This window comes from Serratia sp. TSA_7 (assembly GCF_052692135.1).
Window position 1 is genome coordinate 820,189 of record NZ_JBQZFU010000001.1, and the last position, 24,175, is coordinate 844,363.

The window sequence follows — 24,175 nt, forward strand, 5'->3', positions numbered from 1 at the left end:
TCTTGCGACTGTTCCAGCCGCTACAATAGCCAGTGTGATGCATGTTGTGGCCATGAGATGTGGCTTGAGGAAGCAATAAATGACGACGATTGAAAAAATTCAGCAGCAGATCGGTGAGAACCCAATTCTGCTGTACATGAAAGGTTCACCGAAATTGCCAAACTGCGGTTTCTCTGCGCAAGCAGTGCAGGCGCTGTCTGCTTGTGGCGAACGCTTTGCCTACGTTGATATTCTGCAGAATCCGGACATCCGCTCCGAGTTGCCGAAGTACGCCAACTGGCCGACTTTCCCGCAGCTGTGGGTAGACGGTGAGCTGGTAGGCGGCTGTGATATCATTATCGAAATGTATCAGCGCGGCGAACTGCAACAGCTGATCAAAGAAACGGCAGCGAAGTACAAAGAGCAAGAAGACCAGCAGCCATAACGGCTCGGGTTGATTGCAAGAAGACATCGGGCGGCGCCAGTGCAAACTGGGCCGCCCGATTTATTTGTGGCTTAGTCGTTATTACCGATGGCCAGCGGCCATCCGCCAAGGCGTTTCCAGCGGTTAACCAACTCGCAGAACAGTTGAGCGGTTTGTTCGGTGTCGTACAGGGCCGAATGCGCCTGGGTGCTGTCGAACGGAATATCGGCGGCAATGCAGGCTTTCGCCAGCACGGTTTGCCCCAACACCAGCCCGCTTAACGCGGCAGTGTCAAAGGTGGCGAACGGGTGGAAAGGGTTGCGCTTCAGGCTTGCGCGTTCTGCTGCGGCCATCAGGAAACTGTGATCAAAGTTGGCGTTGTGCGCCACGATAATCGCCCGGTTGCAGCCACGGTCCTTGATGCCTTTGCGTACCGCTTTAAAAATGGCGTGCAACGCATCGTATTCACTTACTGCACCGCGCAACGGGTTATGCGGGTCGATACCGTTGAATGCCAGCGCTTCCGGTTGCAGGTTGGCGCCTTCAAAAGGTTCAACGTGAAAGTGCAGGGTTTCATCCTGCTGCAACCAGCCTTCTTCATCCATTTTTAACGTAACGGCGGCAATCTCCAGCAGCGCGTCGGTTTTGGCATTAAATCCAGCGGTTTCTATATCTATCACTACGGGATAAAACCCACGAAAACGGCCACTCAGGGCGTTAAGATCACTTTTTTCGGCCATCAGTTTCTTATCTTCATCGAATGCAGCGCGCATTATGGCAAATTTTACGCCCGGTTGCAGGCGGTATCGCAGGCATAACAAGAAGGGCGCTGAAAGCGCCCCTCATCGGTATCAGTGGCCGAGGCCCTGACCGGCGTGTTTGTTCTCGATCAGTTCGATCTTATAACCGTCCGGATCTTCAACAAAAGCGATAATCGTGGTGCCGCCCTTGACCGGCCCGGCTTCACGGCTCACTTTGCCGCCGGCGTTGCGAATGCTGTCGCAGGTGGCGGCCACATCGTCGACGCCCAACGCCAGATGGCCGAATGCGGTGCCCATCTCGTAGCTGTCGGTGCCCCAGTTGTAGGTCAGCTCAATCACTGCGCCTTCGCTTTCGTCGGTATAACCGACAAATGCCAACGAGTATTTGTATTCTGGGTTCTCGCTGGTGCGCAGCAGGCGCATGCCTAATACCTTGGTATAGAAGTCGATGGAGCGTTGCAGGTCACCGACGCGGATCATGGTATGGAGTAAGCGCATAATTCCTCTGATTGGATGTGCCGTCGCCAACGGCGAATGGATCTTAGCGAAACTCAGTATAGCGTTGCCGTATAAGGGATTTCAATTTATCGACATGGCTAAGGCATGAGAATAAAGGTGACGATGTCACCTATGCATCGACTATGCTGATGATAACCGCACAGTATGCTGTCGTTCGAATCAGGGAAATAAGTACTATTACCCCCCTCAAGGGGAGCGAGGTCTGATAGCGGACCAGGGTTGGATCGCGTCAATTGATAAATTTGGGGCTGGTTAGTTTTTTGCCAGTACGAAGTCATCGCTCTTGCCGAAGGAGGCCATCAGTGGATGAAATGCTGATTCTGGTTGATGCCGATGATAATTCCATCGGCTCGCAAACAAAAACGCGGATACATCAGCAGGGGTTGTTGCACCGGGCGTTTTCAATTTTTATCTTCGATAGCCAGGGTCGTTTACTGCTGCAACAGCGAGCTTTCAGTAAATATCACTCGGCTGGGTTATGGACCAACAGTTGCTGTGGCCACCCGCGCTGGGGAGAGGCGACGGCAGCAGCGGCGCAGCGTCGGTTGCAGGAGGAGATGGGGTTCAGCAGCGAGTTGCAGCAGGTCTCCAGCTTCATTTATCGGTCAGAGGTGCCGGGCGACTTAATTGAGCACGAGTTCGATCATATTTACGTGGGATTATTTGATGGCGAACCTCAGGGGGATCCTGCCGAAGCCCATAGCTGGCTGTGGATGGATATTCAGCAATTAACTGACGAGATAAAACGGAGCCCAGATAAATTTACCGTTTGGTTTCGGGAAATAATGAATACTGTCGATGCCAACGAGATCGCGCGTTGGGCGACGTTGGCGACTCATTAATTGCATTAATTGCATTCGCGTTGTACGACAAGAGCCGCCTTTACCAGCCCCAGCGGCTTTGCCGATAAACAGCAAAAAGCCCGCCGGCATTCGCGCACCGGCGGGCTTTTTATCTTACTTACAGCGTCGGATAATCGGTGTAGCCTTCGGCGCCGCCGCCGTAGAAGGTTTCCGCCTGCGCCTCGTTCAGCGGTGCGTTCTGTTTGAAACGCTCGACCAGATCCGGGTTGGCGATGTAGCTGCGGCCAAAGGCCACCGCATCGATAAAGCCTTTGTTGATCAGCTCTTCGGCTTTCTCGGCGGTGTAGGCGCCTGCGCCGACAATTACCCCTTTAAAGCGGGCACGCACTGAATCGCGGAAGGCGTTGGAATAAGGTTTGCCGCCTGCCCAGTCCGGTTCGGAAATGTGCAGGAAAGCGATGTTGCGCTTATTCAACTCTTCGACCAGATACAGCGCCGCTTCTTCCTGATCTTCACCGTTATCCAGACCATTGAACGGGCCCAACGGCGAAATGCGGATGCCGATATGCTCCGAACCCCATTCGGCGATGGTCGCGTCGACCACTTCCAGCGTCAGACGTGTGCGGTTTTCGATGCTGCCGCCGTACTGATCGGTGCGTTGGTTGGAGGCTGGGGACATGAACTGGTGCAGAAGATAACCGTGGGCCGCGTGCAGCTCGATAAAGTCGAAACCGGCCTCACGCGCATTGGCGCTTGCCTGGCGAAAATCGTTAATGATGCCCGGGATCTCTTCGGTTTCCAGCGCACGTGGGGTCGAGGTTGGAACCCGTACCCAGGCACCGGTTTCGTCACGCACGGTGGTGCGGGTGTCGGCATTGATCGCGGAAGGAGCTACCGGTGCCTGTTGGCCCGGTTGCAGGCTGTTGTGGGAGATACGGCCCACATGCCACAACTGAACGGCGATATTGCCGTTTTTATCGTGTACGGCCTGGGTGATCTTTTTCCACGCGGCGATCTGCTCTGGGGTATGCAGCCCCGGAGCGCCGGCATAGCCTTTCGCCTGGAAAGAAATCTGGGTGGCTTCGGTCACGATCAGACCGGCGCTGGCGCGCTGGGCATAATATTCGGCCATCAACGGAGTAGGAATATCGCCAGGCTCAATGCTGCGAAGACGCGTCAGCGGGGCCATAAACACGCGGTTTGGCAAAGTTGCAGAGCCAACCTTCAGCGGGGAGAACAATTTTTCAATCTTCATAGTGCATCCTATATTAATAGACCGGTCGACTAGTAATGGCTAAATAACAGCCCAACAGAGTGATTTTTCGGTAAAGCTCGGGTGTTGCGTTTACGGCTGCGGCGGGCGCAACAGCAATTCAATACTTTCCAGCGCGCTGGTCAGCGGGGCGACCGAACGGCGGATTTTGGCGCGCAGCGAGGCACCAAGCCACAGTGAGTACAGCGTTTCTGCGGTGGCCGCCGGGCTCATGGTTATCGACAGCGATCCTTCGCGGATACCGCGCTCGATGGCATCCTGCAGGTGGCCAATCACCCGTGCGGTGCCGATTTCCAACGCGTGGCGCATGGGTTCCGACAGGTCGCTCACTTCGGCGGAGAGTTTCACCGCCAAACAGGCGTTATGGCATTCGCTGCGGCAATGGAAGCTGATCGCCTGGGCGTAATAGCTCAGCAACTGGTGGCGAGCGTCGCTTTTATCGTCGCTAAACAGCCGTTGCATTTCAGCATCGTAGTGTTCGAAATAACGCTGCAGCATGCCTTCGCCGAAGGCTTCCTTCGAGCGAAAATAGTGATAGAACGAACCTTTCGGCACACCCGCCGTGGCCAGCAGTTCGCTCAGCCCCATGCCGGTAAAACCCAGGCGCAAGCTAAGGGACTCGCCGGTAGCGAGCAGATGTTCACGTGTATCTACGGGGCAGTGCGCATGTTTCGTCATAATGAGGATTAGCATAATAGACCGATTGGTCTAGGTCAATAGCAATAAAAAAACCGGCGCAAAAACGCCGGTTACGAAGCAGGGCATTTTGCCCGATCAGGGGGCAGAAGTTAAGCCGTTATGCCCCGCTGCGGCAGCGTTGCAAAATATCCAACTGCGACTGATACTCGCGGGTTTGCACGTTCAGCATACCGAGCAGGGTATGGAACAGATTATCTTGCGAGATCTCATCCTGTTCGGCCATCTTGTTCAGGCACTGGCGATCAATCTTGAAGTTGCGCTCATAGTCGGCGGACATCCACATCAGGAAAGGAACGTGGGTCTGCTGGCTGGGAGCAAACACATAAGGCGTACCGTGCAGGTACATGCCATTTTCACCCAGGGATTCGCCGTGATCGGAGAGGTAAACCAGCGCGGTATTGAACTTGTCACTGTGCTGTTGCAGCAGCTTGATGGTGTCATCCAGCATGGTGTCGGTATAGAGCAATGAGTTGTCATAAGTATTTACCAGCTGCTCATGGGTGCAATCCTGGATCTGATTGCTGTCGCAGGTTGGCGAAAACTTCTGGAACTCCGGCGTGCTGCGGCGGAAATAGGCCGGCCCGTGGCTGCCCATTTGGTGCAACACTATCACGCTATCGTCTTTCAGGCCGTTGATGTAGTCGTTCAGCTTATACAGCAGCACGTTATCCATACAGACGTCGCCATCGCAATCCTGCGGCAGTTTCAGCTTGGTCATGTCGACGTGCGGCACGCGATCGCAAGCGCCTTTGCACCCACCGTCGTTTTCACGCCAAAGTACGTTGACGCCGGCATGCGCCAATACGTCGAGCATGCCTTCCTGGTGAGTCGCCAGGGTGGCGTCGTAGTCCTTGCGCGGCATATTGGAGAACATGCAGGGGACAGAGATCGCCGTTTCGGTACCGCAGGAGCTGGCGTTCTTAAAGTACACCACATTGTCTTGCTTCAGGCGCGGATTGGTTTCACGCCCGTAGCCGCCGAGCGAAAAATTCTCGGCGCGGGCAGTTTCACCCACAACCAGGATCACCAGGGATTTCTTTTGTTGCCCGGCGATCAGCGGCCCTTTACGTGCGTCTTCGCCGATTTTCACCAGCGGCAGATTACGGGTGAAATAGCGCTGCTGGGTAAATTTGATGGTGCCGGAAACGAAGTTCGACGGCGTCAGCATTTTCACCACGCTTTTATTATTGCGGATCAGCGAGGCGTAATCCTTATAAAACAGCGCGGCGATAATCAGGATCACCACCACGGAAAGCATCACGTTGGCGGCGCGCAGCCCGGCCATATACCACCACGGGCGGGTGATGCGGATTTCGGTAAAACAGACCAACACCGCAGGCAAGATGCCAAGCAGCACCAGCCACAATCCCATGCGTGGCGTCAACAGAGCGGTCGCCTCTTGCGGGTTGGTTTCGAAGGCGTTTTGCATCATGTTGCCGTCGATCACCACGCCGTAGCTGAACATAAAGTAGTTCGCGGCAGCGCTGCCAAGGAGGAAGAAAATCATCAGCGGTTTGCGCAGGAAAGGCACGGTCAGCAGGCTGAAGATAATGTTCAGCGCACAGAAAATCACTACCGGCATGGTGGCGGCGAAGATCAGGTTGTGGACGCTATCGAAATTGATATACGACCAGGCCTTATGCAGGAATAACGCGTTCTGGAACAGAGTGAAAAACAAGGCGCTGGCGAGGATAAACCCCAGGCTGTTGCACTGTAAGCGTTGACGTAACCACATTGCCAAATCTGAATCCTGATAGTGAGTAATGCGCTGAAATTTACAGGATGAAACTTAAGAAAACCTTAGAGATTCAGAATGGTGGCGGGTTTGTTTACTTTTGGTTTAGTTTACAGTCGCCAGACCGCGAGGATCGCGGCCTGGCGGGGTGATTAATAAGCAGCGGTAAACTGCGCTTTAATAAACTGCGGTTTTTCGATTTCATCGAGAATGGCAACCGACAAGTCTTCCACTGAGATGCTGGCCGGAGCCTGGCCATTCATCAGCAGCTGGGTGGTGCCGAGGCGGAACTGACCAGTCCGCTTGCCCGGTTCCAGCAGCGCAGCAGGGGAAAGATAGGTCCAGTCCAGCGAAGAGCCGTTACGCAGCTTGTTGCGTAAATCGCGCACCGCTTGTGCGCCTGGACGGATATTTTCCGGGAATTGCGGGGTGTCCACCAGTTCAACGCCCGGAGCCACTTCCAGGCTGCCGGCACCGCCGACCACCAGCAGGCGTTTAACGCCGGATTTTTCCACTGCGGTCAGGATCTGTTGTGCGCCGACAGTGGTTTTTTCGTACAGATTCTCTTCCGCCCAACCCGGGTTGTAGGCGCTGATCACCGCGTCTTGCCCGGCCAGCTGTTTCGTCAGCCATTCGGTGTCGGCGATATCGCCCAGCGCTACGGTCAGGTTGGCGTCATCCGGCAGATCTTTTTGCTGCCGTGCAATCGCCGTTACTTGCAATCCGCGCGCCAGCGCTTCGTCCACCACGCGGCGGCCGACAAAACCGGTTGCTCCAATAATGGCTACTTTCATCTGTTTGCTCCTGTCAGAAATGGGGTCGGTATCAGGGTCAGGTCGGATTGACCTGAGCGGTTGCATATACTCTAGTACTTAACAATAGATCTGATTAGTGCCATATTCATGCTTTCTTGATTAAGTAAAACTTCATAATCGTGGATAAACTGAATCGAATGGCGGTATTCGCCATCGTGGTGGCCGAAGGGTCGCTGGCCGGTGCCGCACGGCGGTTGGGCATGACACCGTCGGCGGTCAGCCAGCACATGCGTTCGCTGGAAAAAACGCTCGGCGTGCCGTTGTTGCACCGCTCCACGCGGCGATTGGCGCTCACCGAAGCGGGGGCGGCGTTCTATCCTGGCTGCGAGGCGATGTTGTCCCAAGCGCAGCAGGCGGAACAACGGCTGGCGGAATTGCGCGACACCCTGGTGGGTGAACTGCGTATCGCCACCACAGTCGGTATTGGCGGGCGCCCACTGGCGGAGGCGTTGGCGCCGCTGTTGCAGGCGCACCCCAAACTGACGCTGCGCGTACTGGCGGACGACCGGATCGTCGACATGATCGAGCAGCGGATCGATATCGCGCTGCGGGTCAACCGTCAGTTGGCAGATGCCAGTATGATCGCCCACCCGCTGGCCGAGTGGCCGATGGTGCTTTGCGCCGCGCCGCGTTATCTCAGCCAGCACGGGGTGCCGGAGACACCGCAGGATTTGGTGGCGCACCGTTGGATCTCCGGCATTCACAGCGGCGCGCATCTGGATTTGCACCATCAAAGTGGGCAGCAGCTCAAACTACGGCTGGCGGAGGGGCAGATCGTCAGCGACAGCATGACCGTCATGCGCGGCTTTACCCGCAGTGGCCTGGGGATCTCGGTGCAGCCGCTGTATGAAATTGAGGATGAATTGCAGCGCGGTGAACTTATCCTGCTGTTGCCCGAATGGCGGCCTGTGCCGCTACGGCTGCATGCGCTGACGCTGGAAAGGGCGATGCCGGAAAAAAATCGGCAGGCGTTGCGCTATTTACGCGACTATTTTCGCCGCCATACCGAAAAGTCACTTGCCAGCGGCGCCAATGGCGTCTTCAATTAGCAAGAGAATGCAGGAGGACGTGTGCCGCAGCAGCTTGAGTTTTTCGACATCCCCAGCCCGTGTCGCGGCATTTGCCAGGCCGATGAGCGCGGTTTCTGCCGTGGCTGCCTGCGCAGTCGCGAGGAGCGCTTTGGCTGGATGCAAATGAGCGACGCGCAAAAACGCGATGTGCTGCGCCTGTGTCACCAACGCTTCCTGCGCTTGCAACGGGCCAATAAACTGCCTGATGAGCCGCAACCGGAACAGCCGTCGCTGTTCTGAACCTTTCCTGATCTGCCGCACGTTAACGCAGCTTTCCGCTTCCCACGCTCTTATCCGCTTGTGTATGCTGGCATTAAACAATGTCATGAGGTTTTAACGATGGTAAACCGTATTCAACTCGCGCCGCAGGGGCCTGAATTTTCCCGCATGATTTGCGGATACTGGCGTTTGATGGAGTGGGGCATGACGCCGCAGCAACTGCTGGCGTTTGTCGAACAGCATATCGAGCTGGGTGTGACCACCGCTGACCACGCGGACATTTATGGCGGCTATGCCTGCGAGCAGGCGTTCGGTGAGGCAATACGCCTTAAACCCTCGCTGCGTCAGTCGATGGAACTGGTGTCTAAATGCGGGATCGCCACAACGGCCAAGCCTGGCAACCCGATCGGCCATTACAACACGGACCGCGATCATATTGTGCACAGCGCCGAACGTTCGCTGGAGCTGCTGCATACCGACTACCTTGATCTGCTGCTGATTCATCGTCCGGATCCGCTGATGGAGGCCGATGAAGTGGCGGAGGCCTTTGTCGCTCTGCACAAAAGCGGCAAGGTGCGTCATTTTGGCGTTTCCAACTTCACGCCGGCACAGTTTACGCTGCTGCAGTCGCGTCTGCCGTTCTCGCTGGTCACCAATCAGGTTGAAATTTCGCCGATCCACCAGCCGGCTATTTTGGATGGCACCTTGGATCAGTGTCAGCAATTGCGTATCAAGCCGATGGCCTGGTCTTGTCTGGGGGGCGGTCGCTTGTTTAGCGACGCGGAGTTCCAACCGCTACGTGATGAATTGCAGGCGGTGGCGCAGGAGATTGGCGCCGACACTATCGAGCAGGTGGTGTATGCCTGGGTCATGCGCCTGCCGTCGGCACCGCTGCCGATTATCGGTTCCGGCAAGATTGAGCGCGTGCGTTCGGCGCTGAAGGCGCAAGATCTGTCGATGAACCGCCAACAGTGGTTCCGCATCCGCAAGGCGGCACTGGGTTACGATGTGCCTTAAGCGTCAGACGAGTTAGCCCTCAGAAAAAGCCGGGCCCATAGGTGCCCGGCTTTTGTATTTTACGCCAGCACCACCTGGTTATCGTTGAGATGTTCGAGGTTCACGCCGATCAGCGTCACTTTGTTTTCGCCGAAGGCCAATGCCAGCCCGTCGTCCTGTTGCGAAACATAGTCGCGGAAATTGCCGCTGGCACCCTGGGTCCCGAGGAAAACCAGTTTGTCGCTGGAGCCAAAGTGGTACACCTTATCGTTGCCAAAATCGCCGCTGAACAGGAAGGTATTGTTGCTGCCGGCGCTCTGCAGGGTATCGTTGCCGTTACCGCCGACAAAGGTCAGGTTACCGCTGCTGTGGCCAAACAGCTGGTCATCGCCCCCTTTGCCAAACAACCAGCTGTCGCTGGCTCTGGCGTGCAGGATATCGGCGCCGTCACTGCCATTGGATGACGCGGCGTAGGCGTTCAGGCTGGAGCCTGATTTCAGCCCGGCATCGGTCACCTGATGGTCTACGTCTTTGGTAAAGATCAACAGCGTGGTTTCTTTACTGCGCAAGGTGCTGATATCGTTTGCCTGGGTAATTCCGCCGTTGGCGTCACGCAGATAAAGCGTATTGCCGTCGTAAGCCACCTCGTTTTTCTTCAATGCCTGTTGCAGGTCCAGCGTGTTATTTCCCTCACCGCCGACAATGATATTAAACCCACCGCCGTCGCGGAAAGTGTCGTTACCGGCGCGGCCCTCGAGGTAATCGTTGCCCGTGCCGCCTTTGATCAAGTCATTGCCCTCGCTGCCAATAATAAAGGTCGGGCCGCTGTGTTTCTCGGCGTTGCGGTTCAAATCCTCCACCCAGGTATTGCCGCGCGTCACCTCGGAGAGGTTGGACACAATCACCGTCGAGTCTTTATTGGTCAGAGAGTAAAACGTTGAATTCAGCACCCGCATTAAGCCGTCTTGATAAAAGAACGGTAAATGGGATAACCAGGTCGGAAGATTCAAAATGGAGAAGGGCAGGATATTCCAGGCGGCAGAGGCGTAATGATCGTTAAAATTAACGATATTATTGGTGGCGGACTCCTGTGGCGCATCATGGACGCCCAAGGATGCCGGCGTTAGCGTGGTGCCATCCAGTGCGCGAAATACCGGGTCGTTTTCGTAACCAATATTAATGACTTTGCCGCCTGTTTCATATTGCGTTGGCGAAGCGAACGCCACGTAGTTGGATTGCGAGTAGAACCCCTCCCAGTTATCGTCGCTGAGCGCTGCCATGCTGTTCACCGCCAACCCGCCCAGGCTGTGGCCGCTGACGGTGACATCATCGCCGGTCAGGCCATGCGCCTGGGCGAATTTAGCCACATCGCCCAGTAACGTGCCGAAAGCTTTCAGGCTGTAATTGTCGGCATAGCCTTCGGGCCCGAAGCCTGCCAGCAGGTCGTTGATCAGATCGCCGATACTGTCGGTAATTAATGACTCGCGTGGCCCGCTGGTACCGCGAAAGGCGATGCCAATCGAGATGAGGTGGCCTGTGCTGTCATATTTTCCCAGCACCTCAGCCTGCGCGGTGGTGTAACCCAGACTCTCGCCGTAATAGGTGCCGCGAGCATCCGTTTTGCCCTGGTAGCCTAATTGGTCAGCGCTAATCAAGGACCATCCGGCGTTATTAACCGCGTCTAACGCCGCTTTTTCCGAATCGGGATTCCAGGGAATGCCGGGCAGCCCGCCCTGTGATTGCGTGCTGCCAATCAGCGCGGTAACCAGCGTAAACGGCAAACCCAGACCAAAGCCATAGTGGTGGTAGCCTTCGTCAAAACCATTATCGATATTGTGATATGCGTACGTGGAGATCGCCAACGCATCAGAAAATAACGTTTTTGATTTCGCATCATCGAGACCTTGGTAATTAAATATGCCCATATCAGTTCCTTATGAGTTTGCTGCATTGGCTTGTTTAATCATCAAATAGCACTGGCAGCGAGTGTAGGTGAACAGAACAAACCGAACGACAACTGGTCGGATGACCACGGGCGGTAAAATTATTATTAGTGTGAATTATTAATAATGCGAATCTTATCGCCAGATTTATCCCCATTCTGAGCGGTGACATCACCCGTTACCCTATACTCAAGGTTCACAGATATTCCATGGAGAGCGATTAATGAAACATTATTGGTATGCGGCCTTCGGCCTGATGGCCTGTGGCGTCGCCCAGGCGGCAACGGTGGATGTTGACATGAATCTGGTGACCGGACAGGGAATTGGCCAGGAGATTGGCAAAGTCACGATCAGCGAAACGCCTTACGGCCTGCTGTTTACCCCTCAGTTAAAAGCGTTGCCGGCCGGAGTGCACGGCTTTCACGTGCATGAGAACGGCAGTTGCGAGCCGGGAATGAAAGAGGGTAAGGCGGTAGCGGCGCTGGCGGCGGGTGGGCATTTTGATCCGCAAAAAACCGGCAAGCACCTTGGCCCTTACGCAGACGGCCATTTGGGCGATCTGCCGGCCATTTACGTTACGGCAGACGGCATGTCCACGGATCCGGTGCTGGCGCCACGGCTGAAAAAAATCAGCGAAATCACCGGCAAAGCGCTCATGGTACATGCCGGCGGCGACAACCACTCCGATCATCCGAAACCCTTGGGTGGCGGAGGGGAACGTTTTGCCTGCGGTGTGATTAAAGGGTAATCGGGTTTAACGGGCGGCCGGTGTGGCCGCAACCTCGTCAGGCGGGTTGATCGCCTGCTGCAACTGTTGCAGCGAACAGTAAAGCCGCCAAATCAACCCGGCAAGATCGCGCGCCGCCTGTTCCGGGTGGTGCGCCAGCGCATTGCTCATGCGCAGCAGTTCCTGCAGGGTGGCATCCAACGAGCGATGCTGTACGCCTTTCTCGGTCATAATGTCCCGTAGACAGTGAATGCAGACGTCGCGCACCGCCGAGAGCGGATCGGAGCGGGTTTGCCAATCACGCAATTGCCAAACGATATGGCTGCAGTTGAGCAGTACCACGCCCCAGCGCAATAACCAGCTGCGCGCCTCCTGATCCTGACTTTGATTCAACTGACTGACGCGGTGATAAATCAGCGATTCGAACTGACTCTCGCTCTGCTGCGGTTTTTTGCTCAGTTGATCGCTAAAGTCGCGCCGCAGGGCGCGGATAATGCGCCGGCTTTTGCGCTTGTCAGAGCTGGGCCGCAGGATCTGGAAGGCCAAACCGGCAAACAATACCCCAACAATCTTGCCGATGTTGTCATTGAGGAACGACTGATAATCGTAACTGGGTGGGTTGGTGACGGTGAGAAAAGACCCCATGAATACGATCAGTTGCCCCCACAGCGCGGCGTAGGGCGGGTTTTGCAGTTTGATCATCTGCAGGGTGACCAGAATGGGGAACAGAAAAGCGCAGAACACCCAAAAATCATCGATTTGGATCATCAACCCGAATTTCACTACAAAACAGGCAACCGAAAGCAACAAGACCGCTTTCAACAAGGTGGTGATGCTGTTGATCGGCGAAGGGGTAGAAGAATAGAGCACGCAACTGATGGCGGTTAACGTCAGAGCCGAACTGCCTGCATCCCACTGGGTATTAATCCAATAAGCGCAGCCGATGATAATGCACAAAAAGGTGCGAAGGCCGTTATAGGCGGCTTCGTAACTGTCGGTATGGCGCGCCAGAGAGGTCACGCGAGGGGGCTGGATATCGCTGACCGGCGTGGCACCTTCCAATTTTTGCAACCAGCGACTGCAGCGCAGATACAGCCAACAGAAATGGCGCAGTCGCAGCCAGAAGGCTCGGTGGCGGTAATCTGTCGGATCCTGGGGCGCTATCTGCTGCAGGATACGCGCCAGCCGGTATTTGTCGGTGGCGGGAGCGCGTAACTCTGTCAGCAATTGATCCAGGACGGCCGCCAGATTGGCCGGATGGTCCGGCCAATTCAACAGCATGCGGCGCAGGCTGGAAATCACGCTGGTAAGGCGCAACTGCTGGTGCAGCATATAGTTAAGCACGTTATTCTGCCGCCGCAGCCGGTAGTGGCTCCAGAACGCCTGAATACGCAGCAGATTCATGGTCAGGATCTGACCTATGACGCCCTCATGCGATGTGCGCATTTGAGCGGTGATTTCCGGCTGCCACAGCATCGCGGCATGTTCCAACAGCCGCAACTGCATGCGCCGTAACGAGGTCAGCAGAGCCTCGCCGTCGGAGGTGCTTGGCAGAATCATCATCATCACGCCACCGCACAGAATACCGGTGATGACCTCGCAGACGCGCGCCTGAGCGATATCAAAGATTTGTTGGGTATCGGTGACGTTGACCGTGCCGAAGGCGATGATGGCGGCGGTATAGCCCGCCAGCGCGAAGGCATAGGAGACGTTGTTCTGGTAATGGTTGGAAATGTACGTGCACAGACCGATCCAGGCGGCGATAAACAAGGTAAACAGCCAAGGGTCGTTCAGGCAATGGCCGGCAATGGCCACAGAAGCGGCGGCACCGAGCAGGCTGCCGATAATGCGCCCGATGCTTTTGCTGATGACGCCGCCGACGGTGGGGAAACTGACCACTGCCGCGGAGGTCAACGCCCAATAAGGTTCGTCGAGATTGAGGACGAACGCCACCCACAATGACAGACACATGGCCAGCGAGTTGCGCAGCGCATACCGCCACTGGCCACCGTTGGCCTTACCCCAGGGGGTACGGCTCCATTCCAAAAAAGGCAGGTTCACTGGTTAGCCTTACTGATGAATGGCGATGGTGCAAGTAGTGCCGGCCACTAAAGGCAGATCGGCGGGCACGTTCAGCAGTTTTATCCGCACCGGCACACGCTGCGCCAGCCGTACCCAGGGAACGTTGGGCTTCACATCCATTAATAAATCACTGCTGTTGTCGACGCTTTGATCGTTAATGGCACGACCGATGCTCTCCACTTGGCCCTGCAGAGGAATGTTGCCATTATATAAAACGATGTCCGCTTTGTTGCCTTCGTTTATATGCTTCAGTTTGGTTTCTTCAAAATATCCGAGCACATAAAATGAGTGCGCGTCGACCAGCGCCACCAGAGGGGTACCGGCGCTGGCATAGTTTCCAACCCGGGCTTGCAAATTAGTGATATAGCCATCCGCAGGCGCGTACATTTTAGTTTTACTTAAATTCCATTTAGCCTGTTTCAGATTAGCGTCAGCGGCTTTATACGCGGCTTTCATTGCTTGTGCGGCTAAATTTGATTCGTCCATATCTTCAGCAGAAATAACGTTTTTCGGCAGGCCGCGGCGGCGCGCTGCCTCATGATCGGCCCTGGCCAGATCGGACTGCGCTTTTGCCAGCGCGGCCTCAGCATTGTCCAGCGCAATCTGGTATGGCACCGGGTCGAGAGTAAAAATCAGACTTCCCGCAGGTATGAACTGATTGTCATGTACGGTTATTTTCTCTAATCTCCCAGAAACTTCTGGTGTGATATTGACGAGCTCGGCGCGCACTTTTCCATCACGGGTCCACGGGGATTGCATATAATAATTCCACGACCACCAACCGGCGCACAGGGCAATGGCACAAACGATTACCGTAGAAAAATATTTTAACGTTTTATGCGTCATGAGTTACCAACTCGCTAAAATGCATAAGGAACCACTGACGGCGATGACGAAAATAGACAAATCCATCAACAGGGGATGCCAAATTTCGCCGGAATAAATCCAGTCCCGCAACAGGTGGTGTGCCAGTAGCCATAAAACTGACCCGAGCAAAAAAGCTTTAAATAGGGGCGGAAAATAGAGCGAGGCTCCGAGCACCAAATCGGGCAGAGGGGAGGCGACGTGAAGCCATGAACCATTCACATTAACAGTCCCTAAGAGTGAATATGTTAAATATTTGCGTAAAGGATAAACAATAATTGACCAAAACGGTGGCTATTTCTTCAACATACATTATATACATTTGTGTTTTTAATGTGAGTTACTCAGAATGGTCTAAGCTTTGGAAGGTTATATTAGCATGCTAATTATAAGGAGGGGGAAGTGGAGTCATCATTAGGTTCAGATTTAGCACGATTAGTTCGTGTTTGGCGCGCGCTTATCGATCATCGGCTCAAGCCGCTGGCGCTCACGCAAACACATTGGGTTACCCTGCACAATATCAATCGGCTACCGCCGGAGCAGTCGCAGATCCAACTGGCCAAGGCGATCGGCATTGAACAACCTTCGTTGGTTCGAACACTGGACCAGTTGGAAGAGAAAGGGCTTATTACCCGTCACACTTGCGCTAACGATCGGCGTGCCAAGCGTATCAAGTTGACTGAAGCGGCCGATCCCATCATCAGGGAAGTCGACAGCGTCATCAGCTCTACGCGCGGTGAAATTTTGAGCGGCATTACCACCGATGAAGTACAACAGTTGGTAGGTTTGATTGGCAAGCTGGAACAAAACATCACTGAATTACAAAATAAACAATAATAATGTTTTCTTTATTTGACTAGATTTCACAGCATCGGAAATGAAACCGGAGGCCTTGGCCTCCGGTTTTACCTTTCAGCTTCCGCTTACGTTTACAGCGGGGAGACGGTAATGGTGTCGCCGGTGCGCGCCATACGCACACGTTGGCCTACGCTGAACTTGGTTGCGCCAGCCTTCTGAACCACCACGATGTTCTCTTTCTGGTCGGTTTTGATTTCCAACTCATAACCCGAAGTGCGTCCTGCCAGCTCACCGACGCTGTTGCCGGCTACGCCGCCTGCCACTGCGCCCGCAGCGGTTGCCAGGGTACGGCCGGTGCCGCCACCTACGGTGTTACCCAGCAGGCCGCCAAGGACCGCACCGCCGATAGCGCCAATGGTATTCGAACTGTCGCTCCCCTGGATCTTGACTGGACGGACAGAAACCAGCGTACCGTAAGTCACGGTCTGAACCTGTTTAGCCTGCGAGGACGAATAGACGTCGCCGGACATAGATTCATTGGCGCATCCTGCCAGCGTAACTGCGGCGACGGCAACGACGAGAAGACGCTTGATCATATAAAACTCCTGTTGTAGTAGTCCATAACCTGGGAAATCTTGCCAGGCCAGATTCAGTGAAAATAATAGACAAAGTATGGCGTAAACACACGTACATCACCATGCCCCGTCACTGCACGAAGCTTAACTTTACTCTGTTCAACCAATAATAAACGGTGGTTTAGCTTTATAACAGGGCTGGAACAAATTCCGTTGCGGGTTGAGCCGGGGTTTAGCCGTCGTTATCTGCGTGGGCGACAGGTAAAAACAGGCGCATCGCTCACAGAGGTGAAAAAAGGCATCATAATTCATGGCGTTAATGGCCTAATTCTGGTTTATTTATCGGTTGAAAGTTTGTTTCCCCGTGCGGGTTAAAGGATGTTGCTATGAAGTCAGGCCGCTATATAGGTGTTATGTCTGGCACCAGTCTGGATGGCGTCGATGTGGTGCTTGCCGCAATCGACGGACGAATGGTCGCGCAGCAGGCCAGTTACAGCCACCCGATGCCGATCCAACTGAAGCAAGACATTCTGGGCATGTGCCAGGGCCAGCAGACCACGCTTTCTGCGGTGGGCCGACTGGATGCACAGCTTGGGATGCTGTTTGGCGAGGCGGTGCTCGGCTTGCTGAAAAAAACCGGCGTCTCGGCGCATGACATCACGGCTATCGGTTGTCATGGCCAGACGGTCTGGCATGAGCCTGGCGGCGACGCGAGTTTCTCGATGCAACTGGGCGATAACAACCGCATCGCCGCGTTGACCAATATCACCACCGTCGGCGATTTTCGCCGCCGCGATATGGCCTACGGCGGCCAGGGTGCCCCGCTGGTGCCGGCGTTTCATCAGGCGCTGTTGGCGCATCAAACAGAACGCCGTATGGTGCTGAATATTGGCGGCATCGCCAACCTGTCGCTGCTGCTGCCAGGCGTACCGGTGCGGGGGTTCGATACCGGGCCGGGCAATATGCTGATGGACTCCTGGGTATGGCGTCATCGCTCGCAGCCTTACGATAAAGACGGTGCATGGGCGATGGAAGGGCGCGTCTGCCTGCCGTTGTTGCAACAGATGTTGGCCGATCCTTACTTCGCGCTGCCTGCGCCGAAAAGCACTGGCCGTGAATATTTTAATGCCGCCTGGCTGGAGCGTCAGCTCTCGGGCTTGCAGGCTATCAGCCCCGTCGATGTGCAAACCACCCTGGCGGAACTGACGGCGGTCACCATTTGCGAACAGGTACAGTTGGCGGGCGGCTGCGAGCGTTTGCTGGTGTGCGGCGGCGGAGCGCGCAACCCGTTGTTGATGGCGCGAATGTCCGCGCTGTTGCCGGGCACCGAAGTGTGTCTGACCGATGATTTCGGCGTCAGTGGCGACGATATGGAGGCGCTGGCCTTTGCCTGGCTGGCGTTTCGTACCCTGTCCGGGCAGGCCGGCAACCTGCCGTCGGTCACCGGCGCCAGCCGTGAAACCCTGCTGGGTGGGATTTATCCGGTTTTGCCTTTAGGGTCCCGTTAGCTCTGTTAGGATAGAAATCGACAGATTTCCCTAAGGAGCAACAGCATGAAAAAAATGATTACTGCCGCGGGCGCACTGGCATTGGCGGGTTGCAGCTACGTGTTGCCGCAAAGCAGCCAGACTCTGCATTACCAGTGCGGCACCACGCCGTTGACGGTGTCGGTGGACGGTAAGGAAAGTACGGCCAGCTTTCTGATGGATGGCGAGCAACTGAAGCTGAAACAGGTGCTGGTCATGTCCGGTGCGAAATACAGCGACGGTAAGTACAGTTTCTGGTCGAAGGGCCAAAACGCCTATGTCGAACGTAATGACAAGGTGATTATGAGCGACTGCGTACTGGCTAACTGATCGGCCGGCGGCGTCAGAACGATTGAGATTCTGGCGCTGCAGGCGCAGAATGTAACGACGATTTTTTCGGTTGGTTGATAAACCAGATGATTGAAAATAATGAGTTTGATGTTGCGGACCTGCGCCGTGAATACACCCGTGGCGGCCTGCGCCGCAACGATCTGACCGCAAATCCGCTGGAATTGTTCGAACGCTGGCTGAAACAGGCCTGTGAGGCGCGTCTGGCCGATCCTACCGCCATGTGTGTGGCTACGGTGGATGAAAATGGGCAGCCCTATCAACGTATCGTGCTGCTCAAGCATTTTGACGACAAAGGGCTGGTCTTTTATACCAACCTCGGCAGCCGCAAGGCGCAGCAGTTGGCGCAAAACCCGCACATCAGCCTGCTGTTTCCGTGGCATATGCTCGATCGCCAGGTGATTTTCCTTGGCAAGGCAGAACGTCTGTCCACGCTGGAAGTCATGAAGTACTTCACCAGTCGGCCGAAAGACAGCCAAATCGGCGCCTGGGTATCGCAGCAGTCATCGCGTATTTCCGCACGCGGCGTACTGGAGAGCAAATTCCTCGAACTGAAGCAAAAATTCCAGCAGGGCGAAGTGCCGTTGCCGAGTTTCTGGGGCGGATTCCGCGTTAATTTCGATTCTGTCGAGTTCTGGCAGGGCGGCGAACACCGCCTGCATGACCGCTTTTTGTATCAGCGCGATGGGAATGACTGGAAAATTGACCGACTGGCGCCCTGAAGACTGAAAATCCCCCTTAAGCGCTGGCACTGATGCCGCCGGCGCTTTATTCTATGCGCTACCCCGATTTTATATTTCGCCAGTGGGCGGAAGGTCGTGTACCGACAAAGGTGCATTCGTTTATACATGGAGTCATTGATGGCAAGCAGCAACTTGATTAAACAACTGCAAGAGCGGGGCCTCGTTGCCCAGGTTACGGATGAGGAAGCGTTAGCAGAGCGACTGGCGCAAGGGCCAATTGCACTGTATTGCGGTTTCGATCCGACCGCTGACAGCTTGCATTTGGGCCATCTGGTTCCTCTGTTGTGCCTGAAGCGCTTCCAGTTGGCCGGCCACAAGCCGGTCGCGCTGGTAGGCGGCGCGACCGGTCTGATCGGCGATCCGAGCTTCAAAGCGGCTGAGCGCAAGCTGAATACCGCCGAGACGGTGAATGAGTGGGTGGAAAAGATCCGCAAACAGGTTTCCCCGTTCCTCGATTTCGACTGCGGCAGCAACAGCGCCATCGCCGCCAACAACTATGACTGGTTTGGCGGCATGAACGTGCTGACCTTCCTGCGTGACATCGGCAAGCATTTCTCCGTGAACCAGATGATCAACAAGGAAGCGGTGAAGCAACGTTTGAACCGCGACGACTCGGGCATTTCCTTCACCGAGTTTTCCTATAACCTGCTGCAGGGTTTCGACTTCTCCGAGTTGTACAACCGCCATCAGGTAGAGCTGCAGATTGGCGGTTCCGACCAGTGGGGCAACATCACGTCCGGTATCGATCTGACTCGCCGCATGCACCAGAAACAGGTGTTCGGCCTGACGGTTCCGTTGATCACCAAAGCGGACGGCACCAAATTCGGTAAAACCGAAGGCGGCGCCGTGTGGTTGGCACCGGAAAAAACCAGCCCGTACAAGTTCTACCAGTTCTGGATCAACACCGCCGACGCCGACGTTTACCGTTTCCTGAAGTTCTTCACCTTCATGAGCCTGGAAGACATCAACGCGCTGGAAGAAGAAGACAAGAACAGCGGCAAAGCGCCGCGTGCCCAGTATGTGCTGGCGGAAGAAGTGACCGGCATGGTACATGGCGCGGAAGGGCTGGCTGCGGCCAAGCGCATCACCCAGAGCCTGTTCTCCGGTGCGTTGCATGAGATGACCGAAGCGGACTTCGCCCAGTTGGCGCAAGACGGCATGCCAACCATCAAACTGGATGGCGATGCGGATCTGCAGCAGGCGTTGGTGAATGCTGAACTGGTACCGTCACGTGGCCAGGCGCGCACCATGATCGGTTCCAACGCGGTGACCATCAACGGTGAGAAACAGTCCAACGCCGAATACGCGTTCAGCGACAGCGATCGTCTGTTCGGCCGTTACACGCTGTTGCGCCGGGGTAAAAAACATTATTGCCTGATCGACTGGAAATAATTAAATATCAATGAGGGGCCTTTCGAGGCCCCTTTATTTTTTAAGGTGACAGGACCGTCAGTGTTGATGAAAAACATTCTTTCTATTCAATCGCATGTGGTGTTTGGGCATGCGGGCAACAGTGCGGCTGAATTCCCCATGCGCCGTATGGGCGTTAACGTCTGGCCGCTGAACACTGTGCAGTTTTCAAATCATACCCAGTACGGCAAATGGACGGGCTGCGTGATGCCGGCCAGCCACCTGACGGAGATCGCTCAGGGGATTGCGGCCATCGATCAACTGAAAAACTGCAATGCGGTGCTGAGTGGCTATATCGGTTCGCCGGAGCAGGGCAGCCATATTCTCGAGGTGGTTCGTCAGGTCAAACAGGCTAATCCGGGCGCCTGGTATTTCTGCGATCCGGTGATGGGGCATCCTGAGAAAGGCTGCATCGTTGCGCCGGGCGTGGCGGAGTTTTTTTGCCAACAGGCGCTGCAGTGCAGCGACATGATTGCGCCAAACCTGCTGGAACTGGAACTGCTGAGCCAGCGGGAAGTGACTGACGTCGGGCAGGCGGTAAGCGCAGCACGCGAACTGATCGCCAAAGGGCCGAAGCTGGTGCTGGTCAAACACCTGAGCCGCGCCGGCTATCATATCGACTGTTTCGAAATGCTGTTGGTCACGGCGGATGAAGCCTGGCATATCAGTCGTCCGCTGGTGGATTTTGGCGTTCGTCAGCCAGTAGGCGTGGGCGATCTGACCAGCGGTCTGTTGCTGGTCAATTTACTGAAAGCGGTGGCGCTGGATAAAGCATTGGAGCATGTGACCGCAGCGGTGTATGAGGTGATGCTGACAACCCAGGCAATGGGCGAGTACGAACTGCAGGTAGTGGCGGCGCAAGACCGCATCGCGCAACCGAACTGCGAATTCAAAGCGGTAAAACTGTAAGTTCTGTAGCCCCGGCCGTGCAGCCGGGGCTTGGAATTATTTCAAACCTTCGGCGTTCAACGCCGCATCCACCGCTGGCCGCGCCGCTACGCGATCAAAATACGCTGCCAACTGGGGGTGTTTTTTGAGATCGAACTGTTGGGAAATGGCCCAGCGCAAAACGGTAAACAGATAGGCGTCCGCCACGCTGAATCGGTTTCCCAACAGGAAATGCTGCTTCGCCAGCACGGAGTCCAAATAGCTGAACTGCTGCTCCAGTTTGGCGCGTGCGATGCTCTTGTATTCATCCTGCGTTTTTGGATTAAACAGCGGGCTAAATCCCTTGTGCAATTCGGTCGCAATATAGTTCAGCCACTCTATGGCATGATAGCGCGACAGCGTACCCGCCGCCGGGATCAGGTTACGATCAGGCACGCGGTCCGCCAAATATTGCACAATCGCCACGCCCTCGGTCAGCAGGCTGCCATCATCCAGCAGCAGCGCCGGTACCTGTCCTTTGGGGGTGATCGCCAGGTAGTCTGCGCCGCTTTCGGTCTTTTTCTGCGCCAGATCGACCTTTTCCGCCGTAAAATCCAGACCTGCCTCGCGCAACACAATATGTGGGGACAGAGAACAGGCGCCGGCTTTATAGAACAGTTTCATCGGAAGCTCCTTGATTGTGATGAATGACAGGCATGCTTAACCTCTGATCTTAGTTCCATAACGCTAAAATTACAGCGGGTTAGCTGACATAATTTAGCTAATCAGCGCCTCTTCCGGTTGTAACTGCGCCAGAGTCACGGCAATTTGCTGTTGCATCGGCTGTGGTACGATTTGCATCGGCGAACGCAGCTCGTTGCGGATCAGGCCCTGTTGAGCAAGAGCGGCTTTGACCGGCGCCGGGTTGGGGAAACTGAACATCTGGTGGATCATCGGCAACAGTGCATAGAAGTTCGCTCGCGCCGCAGCCAGATCGCCGTCGGCGACTTGCTGCACCAGTTGCACAAAGCGCTGCGGATAAATGTGCGCGGAGGCGGAAATCGCACCGGTACCGCCCAGGCACAGGGTGGTGAGGATCAGGTTATCTTCGCCGGTCATGACGTCGATCTCGCCGTCGTCAATCAGCGCCATGGTTGTGTCCGGGTTACCGCCGCAGTCCTTGATCGCTTTTACCTGCGGATGGCGTGCGATCTTCCTGATAGTTTGCAGTTCCATCACGATGCCGGTGCGTTGCGGGATATTGTACAGGATCACCGGCACGCTCGAGGCATCGGCAAGTTGGGTGAAGTAATCCACCAGGCCGCATTGCGATGGGCGGATGTAATAGGGCGCGGGGATCAGCACCCCGGCGATGTCGCGCAGTTGGATCTCCTGCTGCATCTGCAGGGTGTCCAGCATGTTATTGCCCGATAACCCCATCACCACCTGGCTGGCCGGCACGACGTCCAGCACCGCGTCGAGCACCGCCAACTGTTCTTCTTTGCTTAACGCCGCCGCTTCACCGGTGGTGCCGCAGACCACCAACCCGGAGACGCCGGAGGCGATCAGGTATTGCGCCAGCCGTTTAACCGCAGGCAGATCGACGGCGTTATTATTGAATGGGGTAACCAGCGCAACCCAAATACCGGAAAATGAAGCCATAATAAGTTCCTTCAGTGCAAACGACAGATAAGCCAGATGAGAAAATGCCAGAGGATATCCGCCGATAATGAATATTCTTCATTATGCTGTCAATTTACAACTTCTTGATAACATTGTTATTCATGATTTGAATGGGCTGATGAGTTTGGCTAATGAATCGGGGGCAATAAAAAACCCCGCATTGGCGGGGTTTTCGTACGGCATTAACGCGGTGGGCGGGTGCTGATTGAAGCGGACCAACTGAAGGTTTCGCCGCTGGGTTTGACCCGGTTGGCTTTACGTTCGGCACGCGTCGCTTTTTCAATTTTCTCGCGGGCGGCCATGATGCGTGCCACGACTTCATCCTTGGTCTTGTTGTTCTCGGCATTCGTCAGTTCCCGGCCGAGGTTTTTACGCGCCTTGTCCAGCTCGGTTTTTACTTCACGTTGCTCGCTTTCCGTCATGTCTTTCAGCGTCAGTTTTTTCATCGTTGCAGCCTGGTCAGTGAAGATGGTTGTCAGTGTACAGCAATTATTGCGGCGAAGATGCCGGTAGCGTAACGGAATCGATGCGTTTGGGGCATTAACAGCGATTTTCACATTTCTTCCAGCAACTCGCTGAGGAAGCGACGCATGCGCTCGGTGCGTTCCTGTGCCATTTGTCGACCGGCCGCGGTCTGAAAGCCTTCCTGCAGCTTAAACAGTTTGGTTTCGAAGTGATCCAGCGTGAAACGCTTATCGTCATATTGGCGCTGTTGCGCCAGCGGATCGGCGGCATCGTACAGCGCGCTGCGCATACGCCCGCCGATGTAGAAACAGCGCGCCACGCCAATCATGCCGATGGCGTCCAAACGGTCGGCATCCTGGATGATTTTCGCCTCCAGGGTTTCCGGCGTAATGGCGGCAGAAAAGCTGTGCGCTTCGATGGCATGGACCGTTTTGGCGATGTCCTGCGTTTCCCAATCCAGTTGCGCGAGCGTCAGAGCGGCTTTCTCCGCCGCCATGCGTGAGGCCAGGTGGCGCTGCGGCGAGTTCTTTTCTACCGCGACGCAGTCATGCAACAGCACTGCCGCACACAGAATGCGCCGGTCGCCGCCTTCCTGAATGCTGATCTGGCGGGCGTTTTTCCATACACGGTGCAAATGGGCAACGTCATGCGAGCCATCGTCGGAATCGAGGGTCAGCGGCAATAGCGCCTGCGCCAGTTCCTGATGGGGTGAGAAAGGCCGCAGCAATGCCTGTGGCAACAGTGGAAAATGCACGTTTTGCTCCTTGGTGGCGGTGATTGTTAATCATCATAGCAGCCGCAGATGAGGCGGTTATGACACCGCAGTAACAGAATTGTTTACTGTATTGCAA

The 24,175-nt window shown here is 55.4% G+C and carries 27 protein-coding genes; 12 read left to right on the forward strand and 15 right to left on the reverse strand.

Features of this window, described 5'->3' with window-relative positions:
- Positions 1–79: 79 nt before the first annotated feature.
- Positions 80–424, forward strand: coding sequence for a Grx4 family monothiol glutaredoxin (locus ACUTQW_RS04035; protein ID WP_004943744.1), 345 nt, complete (start codon positions 80–82; stop codon positions 422–424).
- 71 nt (positions 425–495) lie between these two features.
- On the opposite strand, the gene rnt is transcribed toward ACUTQW_RS04035, so the two are convergent.
- Positions 496–1,176 carry a ribonuclease T gene (rnt, locus tag ACUTQW_RS04040; protein WP_004943747.1) on the reverse strand — a complete coding sequence of 227 codons (681 nt, stop codon included), beginning with the start codon at positions 1,174–1,176 and terminating at the stop codon, positions 496–498.
- 78 nt (positions 1,177–1,254) lie between these two features.
- On the reverse strand, positions 1,255–1,662 hold the full coding sequence (gloA, locus tag ACUTQW_RS04045) for a lactoylglutathione lyase (RefSeq protein ID WP_004943750.1): 408 nt from the start codon (positions 1,660–1,662) through the stop codon (positions 1,255–1,257).
- Positions 1,663–1,985: 323 nt separating this feature from the next.
- Here gloA and idi point away from each other — a divergent pair, with 323 nt between their 5' ends.
- Complete coding sequence (gene idi / locus ACUTQW_RS04050; protein ID WP_004943754.1) at positions 1,986–2,525, forward strand: isopentenyl-diphosphate Delta-isomerase; 540 nt, start codon at positions 1,986–1,988, stop codon at positions 2,523–2,525.
- Between the two features lie 118 nt (positions 2,526–2,643).
- Here idi and ACUTQW_RS04055 read toward each other — a convergent pair whose 3' ends face one another.
- From ACUTQW_RS04055 to ACUTQW_RS04070, 4 genes are all read right to left on the reverse strand, one after another.
- Positions 2,644–3,741, reverse strand: a complete 1,098-nt coding sequence (locus ACUTQW_RS04055) for an alkene reductase (RefSeq protein WP_445654804.1) — start codon at positions 3,739–3,741, stop codon at positions 2,644–2,646.
- Positions 3,742–3,831: 90 nt separating this feature from the next.
- A complete protein-coding gene (locus tag ACUTQW_RS04060) occupies positions 3,832–4,452 on the reverse strand; it encodes a TetR/AcrR family transcriptional regulator (RefSeq protein WP_037430813.1) in 621 nt (206 codons plus the stop codon).
- Positions 4,453–4,555: 103 nt separating this feature from the next.
- Entirely contained in the window at positions 4,556–6,193 is a 1,638-nt protein-coding gene (eptA, locus tag ACUTQW_RS04065; protein ID WP_006324943.1) for a phosphoethanolamine transferase EptA, read from the reverse strand.
- 152 nt (positions 6,194–6,345) lie between these two features.
- Positions 6,346–6,987: an NAD(P)-dependent oxidoreductase gene (locus ACUTQW_RS04070; RefSeq protein WP_006324944.1), complete on the reverse strand. Its 642-nt coding sequence runs from the start codon at positions 6,985–6,987 to the stop codon at positions 6,346–6,348.
- Between the two features lie 140 nt (positions 6,988–7,127).
- Between ACUTQW_RS04070 and ACUTQW_RS04075 the strand changes: the two genes are divergently transcribed.
- The 3 genes from ACUTQW_RS04075 (at position 7,128) to ACUTQW_RS04085 (ending at position 9,314) form a co-directional block, all read left to right on the forward strand.
- The gene (locus ACUTQW_RS04075) at positions 7,128–8,057 is read left to right on the forward strand and encodes a LysR substrate-binding domain-containing protein (protein ID WP_020438924.1); all 930 of its coding nucleotides are present in this window, start codon (positions 7,128–7,130) and stop codon (positions 8,055–8,057) included.
- 21 nt (positions 8,058–8,078) lie between these two features.
- Positions 8,079–8,318: a DUF1289 domain-containing protein gene (locus tag ACUTQW_RS04080; RefSeq protein ID WP_004943770.1), complete on the forward strand. Its 240-nt coding sequence runs from the start codon at positions 8,079–8,081 to the stop codon at positions 8,316–8,318.
- A gap of 99 nt (positions 8,319–8,417) precedes the next feature.
- Positions 8,418–9,314 (forward strand): aldo/keto reductase, encoded by an 897-nt coding sequence (locus ACUTQW_RS04085; protein WP_004943773.1) that lies wholly within the window; start codon positions 8,418–8,420, stop codon positions 9,312–9,314.
- A gap of 59 nt (positions 9,315–9,373) precedes the next feature.
- Here the strand turns inward: ACUTQW_RS04085 and ACUTQW_RS04090 are convergent, their stop codons facing one another.
- Positions 9,374–11,218, reverse strand: coding sequence for a polyurethane esterase (locus ACUTQW_RS04090; RefSeq protein ID WP_006324946.1), 1,845 nt, complete (start codon positions 11,216–11,218; stop codon positions 9,374–9,376).
- A 241-nt stretch (positions 11,219–11,459) separates the two neighbouring features.
- Between ACUTQW_RS04090 and sodC the strand changes: the two genes are divergently transcribed.
- Complete coding sequence (gene sodC / locus ACUTQW_RS04095; protein WP_006324947.1) at positions 11,460–11,984, forward strand: superoxide dismutase family protein; 525 nt, start codon at positions 11,460–11,462, stop codon at positions 11,982–11,984.
- Between the two features lie 6 nt (positions 11,985–11,990).
- Here sodC and ACUTQW_RS04100 read toward each other — a convergent pair whose 3' ends face one another.
- From ACUTQW_RS04100 to ACUTQW_RS04110, 3 genes are read right to left on the reverse strand one after another with little or no spacing between them, the layout of a single operon-like run.
- The gene (locus tag ACUTQW_RS04100) at positions 11,991–14,024 is read right to left on the reverse strand and encodes an FUSC family protein (RefSeq protein ID WP_006324948.1); all 2,034 of its coding nucleotides are present in this window, start codon (positions 14,022–14,024) and stop codon (positions 11,991–11,993) included.
- Positions 14,025–14,033: 9 nt separating this feature from the next.
- Entirely contained in the window at positions 14,034–14,891 is an 858-nt protein-coding gene (locus tag ACUTQW_RS04105; protein ID WP_006324949.1) for an efflux RND transporter periplasmic adaptor subunit, read from the reverse strand.
- A 3-nt stretch (positions 14,892–14,894) separates the two neighbouring features.
- Positions 14,895–15,131: a DUF1656 domain-containing protein gene (locus ACUTQW_RS04110; RefSeq protein WP_004943785.1), complete on the reverse strand. Its 237-nt coding sequence runs from the start codon at positions 15,129–15,131 to the stop codon at positions 14,895–14,897.
- A gap of 180 nt (positions 15,132–15,311) precedes the next feature.
- On the opposite strand from ACUTQW_RS04110, the gene slyA reads away from it, so the two are divergent.
- Positions 15,312–15,746 carry a transcriptional regulator SlyA gene (gene slyA, locus ACUTQW_RS04115; RefSeq protein WP_004943789.1) on the forward strand — a complete coding sequence of 145 codons (435 nt, stop codon included), beginning with the start codon at positions 15,312–15,314 and terminating at the stop codon, positions 15,744–15,746.
- A gap of 92 nt (positions 15,747–15,838) precedes the next feature.
- On the opposite strand, the gene ACUTQW_RS04120 is transcribed toward slyA, so the two are convergent.
- Positions 15,839–16,303 carry an outer membrane lipoprotein gene (locus ACUTQW_RS04120; RefSeq protein WP_004943793.1) on the reverse strand — a complete coding sequence of 155 codons (465 nt, stop codon included), beginning with the start codon at positions 16,301–16,303 and terminating at the stop codon, positions 15,839–15,841.
- A 365-nt stretch (positions 16,304–16,668) separates the two neighbouring features.
- Here ACUTQW_RS04120 and anmK point away from each other — a divergent pair, with 365 nt between their 5' ends.
- From anmK to pdxY, 5 genes are all read left to right on the forward strand, one after another.
- Positions 16,669–17,790 carry an anhydro-N-acetylmuramic acid kinase gene (gene anmK / locus ACUTQW_RS04125; RefSeq protein WP_006324951.1) on the forward strand — a complete coding sequence of 374 codons (1,122 nt, stop codon included), beginning with the start codon at positions 16,669–16,671 and terminating at the stop codon, positions 17,788–17,790.
- 45 nt (positions 17,791–17,835) lie between these two features.
- A complete protein-coding gene (locus ACUTQW_RS04130) occupies positions 17,836–18,138 on the forward strand; it encodes an MliC family protein (protein ID WP_004943799.1) in 303 nt (100 codons plus the stop codon).
- Between the two features lie 86 nt (positions 18,139–18,224).
- Positions 18,225–18,878 (forward strand): pyridoxamine 5'-phosphate oxidase, encoded by a 654-nt coding sequence (gene pdxH, locus ACUTQW_RS04135; protein ID WP_004943802.1) that lies wholly within the window; start codon positions 18,225–18,227, stop codon positions 18,876–18,878.
- Between the two features lie 138 nt (positions 18,879–19,016).
- Positions 19,017–20,291 carry a tyrosine--tRNA ligase gene (tyrS, locus tag ACUTQW_RS04140; protein WP_004943805.1) on the forward strand — a complete coding sequence of 425 codons (1,275 nt, stop codon included), beginning with the start codon at positions 19,017–19,019 and terminating at the stop codon, positions 20,289–20,291.
- Between the two features lie 66 nt (positions 20,292–20,357).
- Entirely contained in the window at positions 20,358–21,218 is an 861-nt protein-coding gene (gene pdxY, locus ACUTQW_RS04145; RefSeq protein WP_006324953.1) for a pyridoxal kinase PdxY, read from the forward strand.
- Between the two features lie 36 nt (positions 21,219–21,254).
- On the opposite strand, the gene gstA is transcribed toward pdxY, so the two are convergent.
- The 4 genes from gstA to ACUTQW_RS04165 all read right to left on the reverse strand — a co-directional run bounded on the left by gstA (position 21,255) and on the right by ACUTQW_RS04165 (position 24,078).
- The gene (gene gstA / locus ACUTQW_RS04150) at positions 21,255–21,860 is read right to left on the reverse strand and encodes a glutathione transferase GstA (protein ID WP_445654805.1); all 606 of its coding nucleotides are present in this window, start codon (positions 21,858–21,860) and stop codon (positions 21,255–21,257) included.
- A 93-nt stretch (positions 21,861–21,953) separates the two neighbouring features.
- The gene (gene dapA, locus ACUTQW_RS04155) at positions 21,954–22,838 is read right to left on the reverse strand and encodes a 4-hydroxy-tetrahydrodipicolinate synthase (RefSeq protein WP_006324954.1); all 885 of its coding nucleotides are present in this window, start codon (positions 22,836–22,838) and stop codon (positions 21,954–21,956) included.
- Between the two features lie 203 nt (positions 22,839–23,041).
- Positions 23,042–23,305 (reverse strand): DUF3811 domain-containing protein, encoded by a 264-nt coding sequence (locus tag ACUTQW_RS04160; RefSeq protein WP_006324956.1) that lies wholly within the window; start codon positions 23,303–23,305, stop codon positions 23,042–23,044.
- A gap of 107 nt (positions 23,306–23,412) precedes the next feature.
- Positions 23,413–24,078 carry an HD domain-containing protein gene (locus ACUTQW_RS04165; protein WP_004943827.1) on the reverse strand — a complete coding sequence of 222 codons (666 nt, stop codon included), beginning with the start codon at positions 24,076–24,078 and terminating at the stop codon, positions 23,413–23,415.
- Positions 24,079–24,175 lie beyond the last annotated feature (97 nt).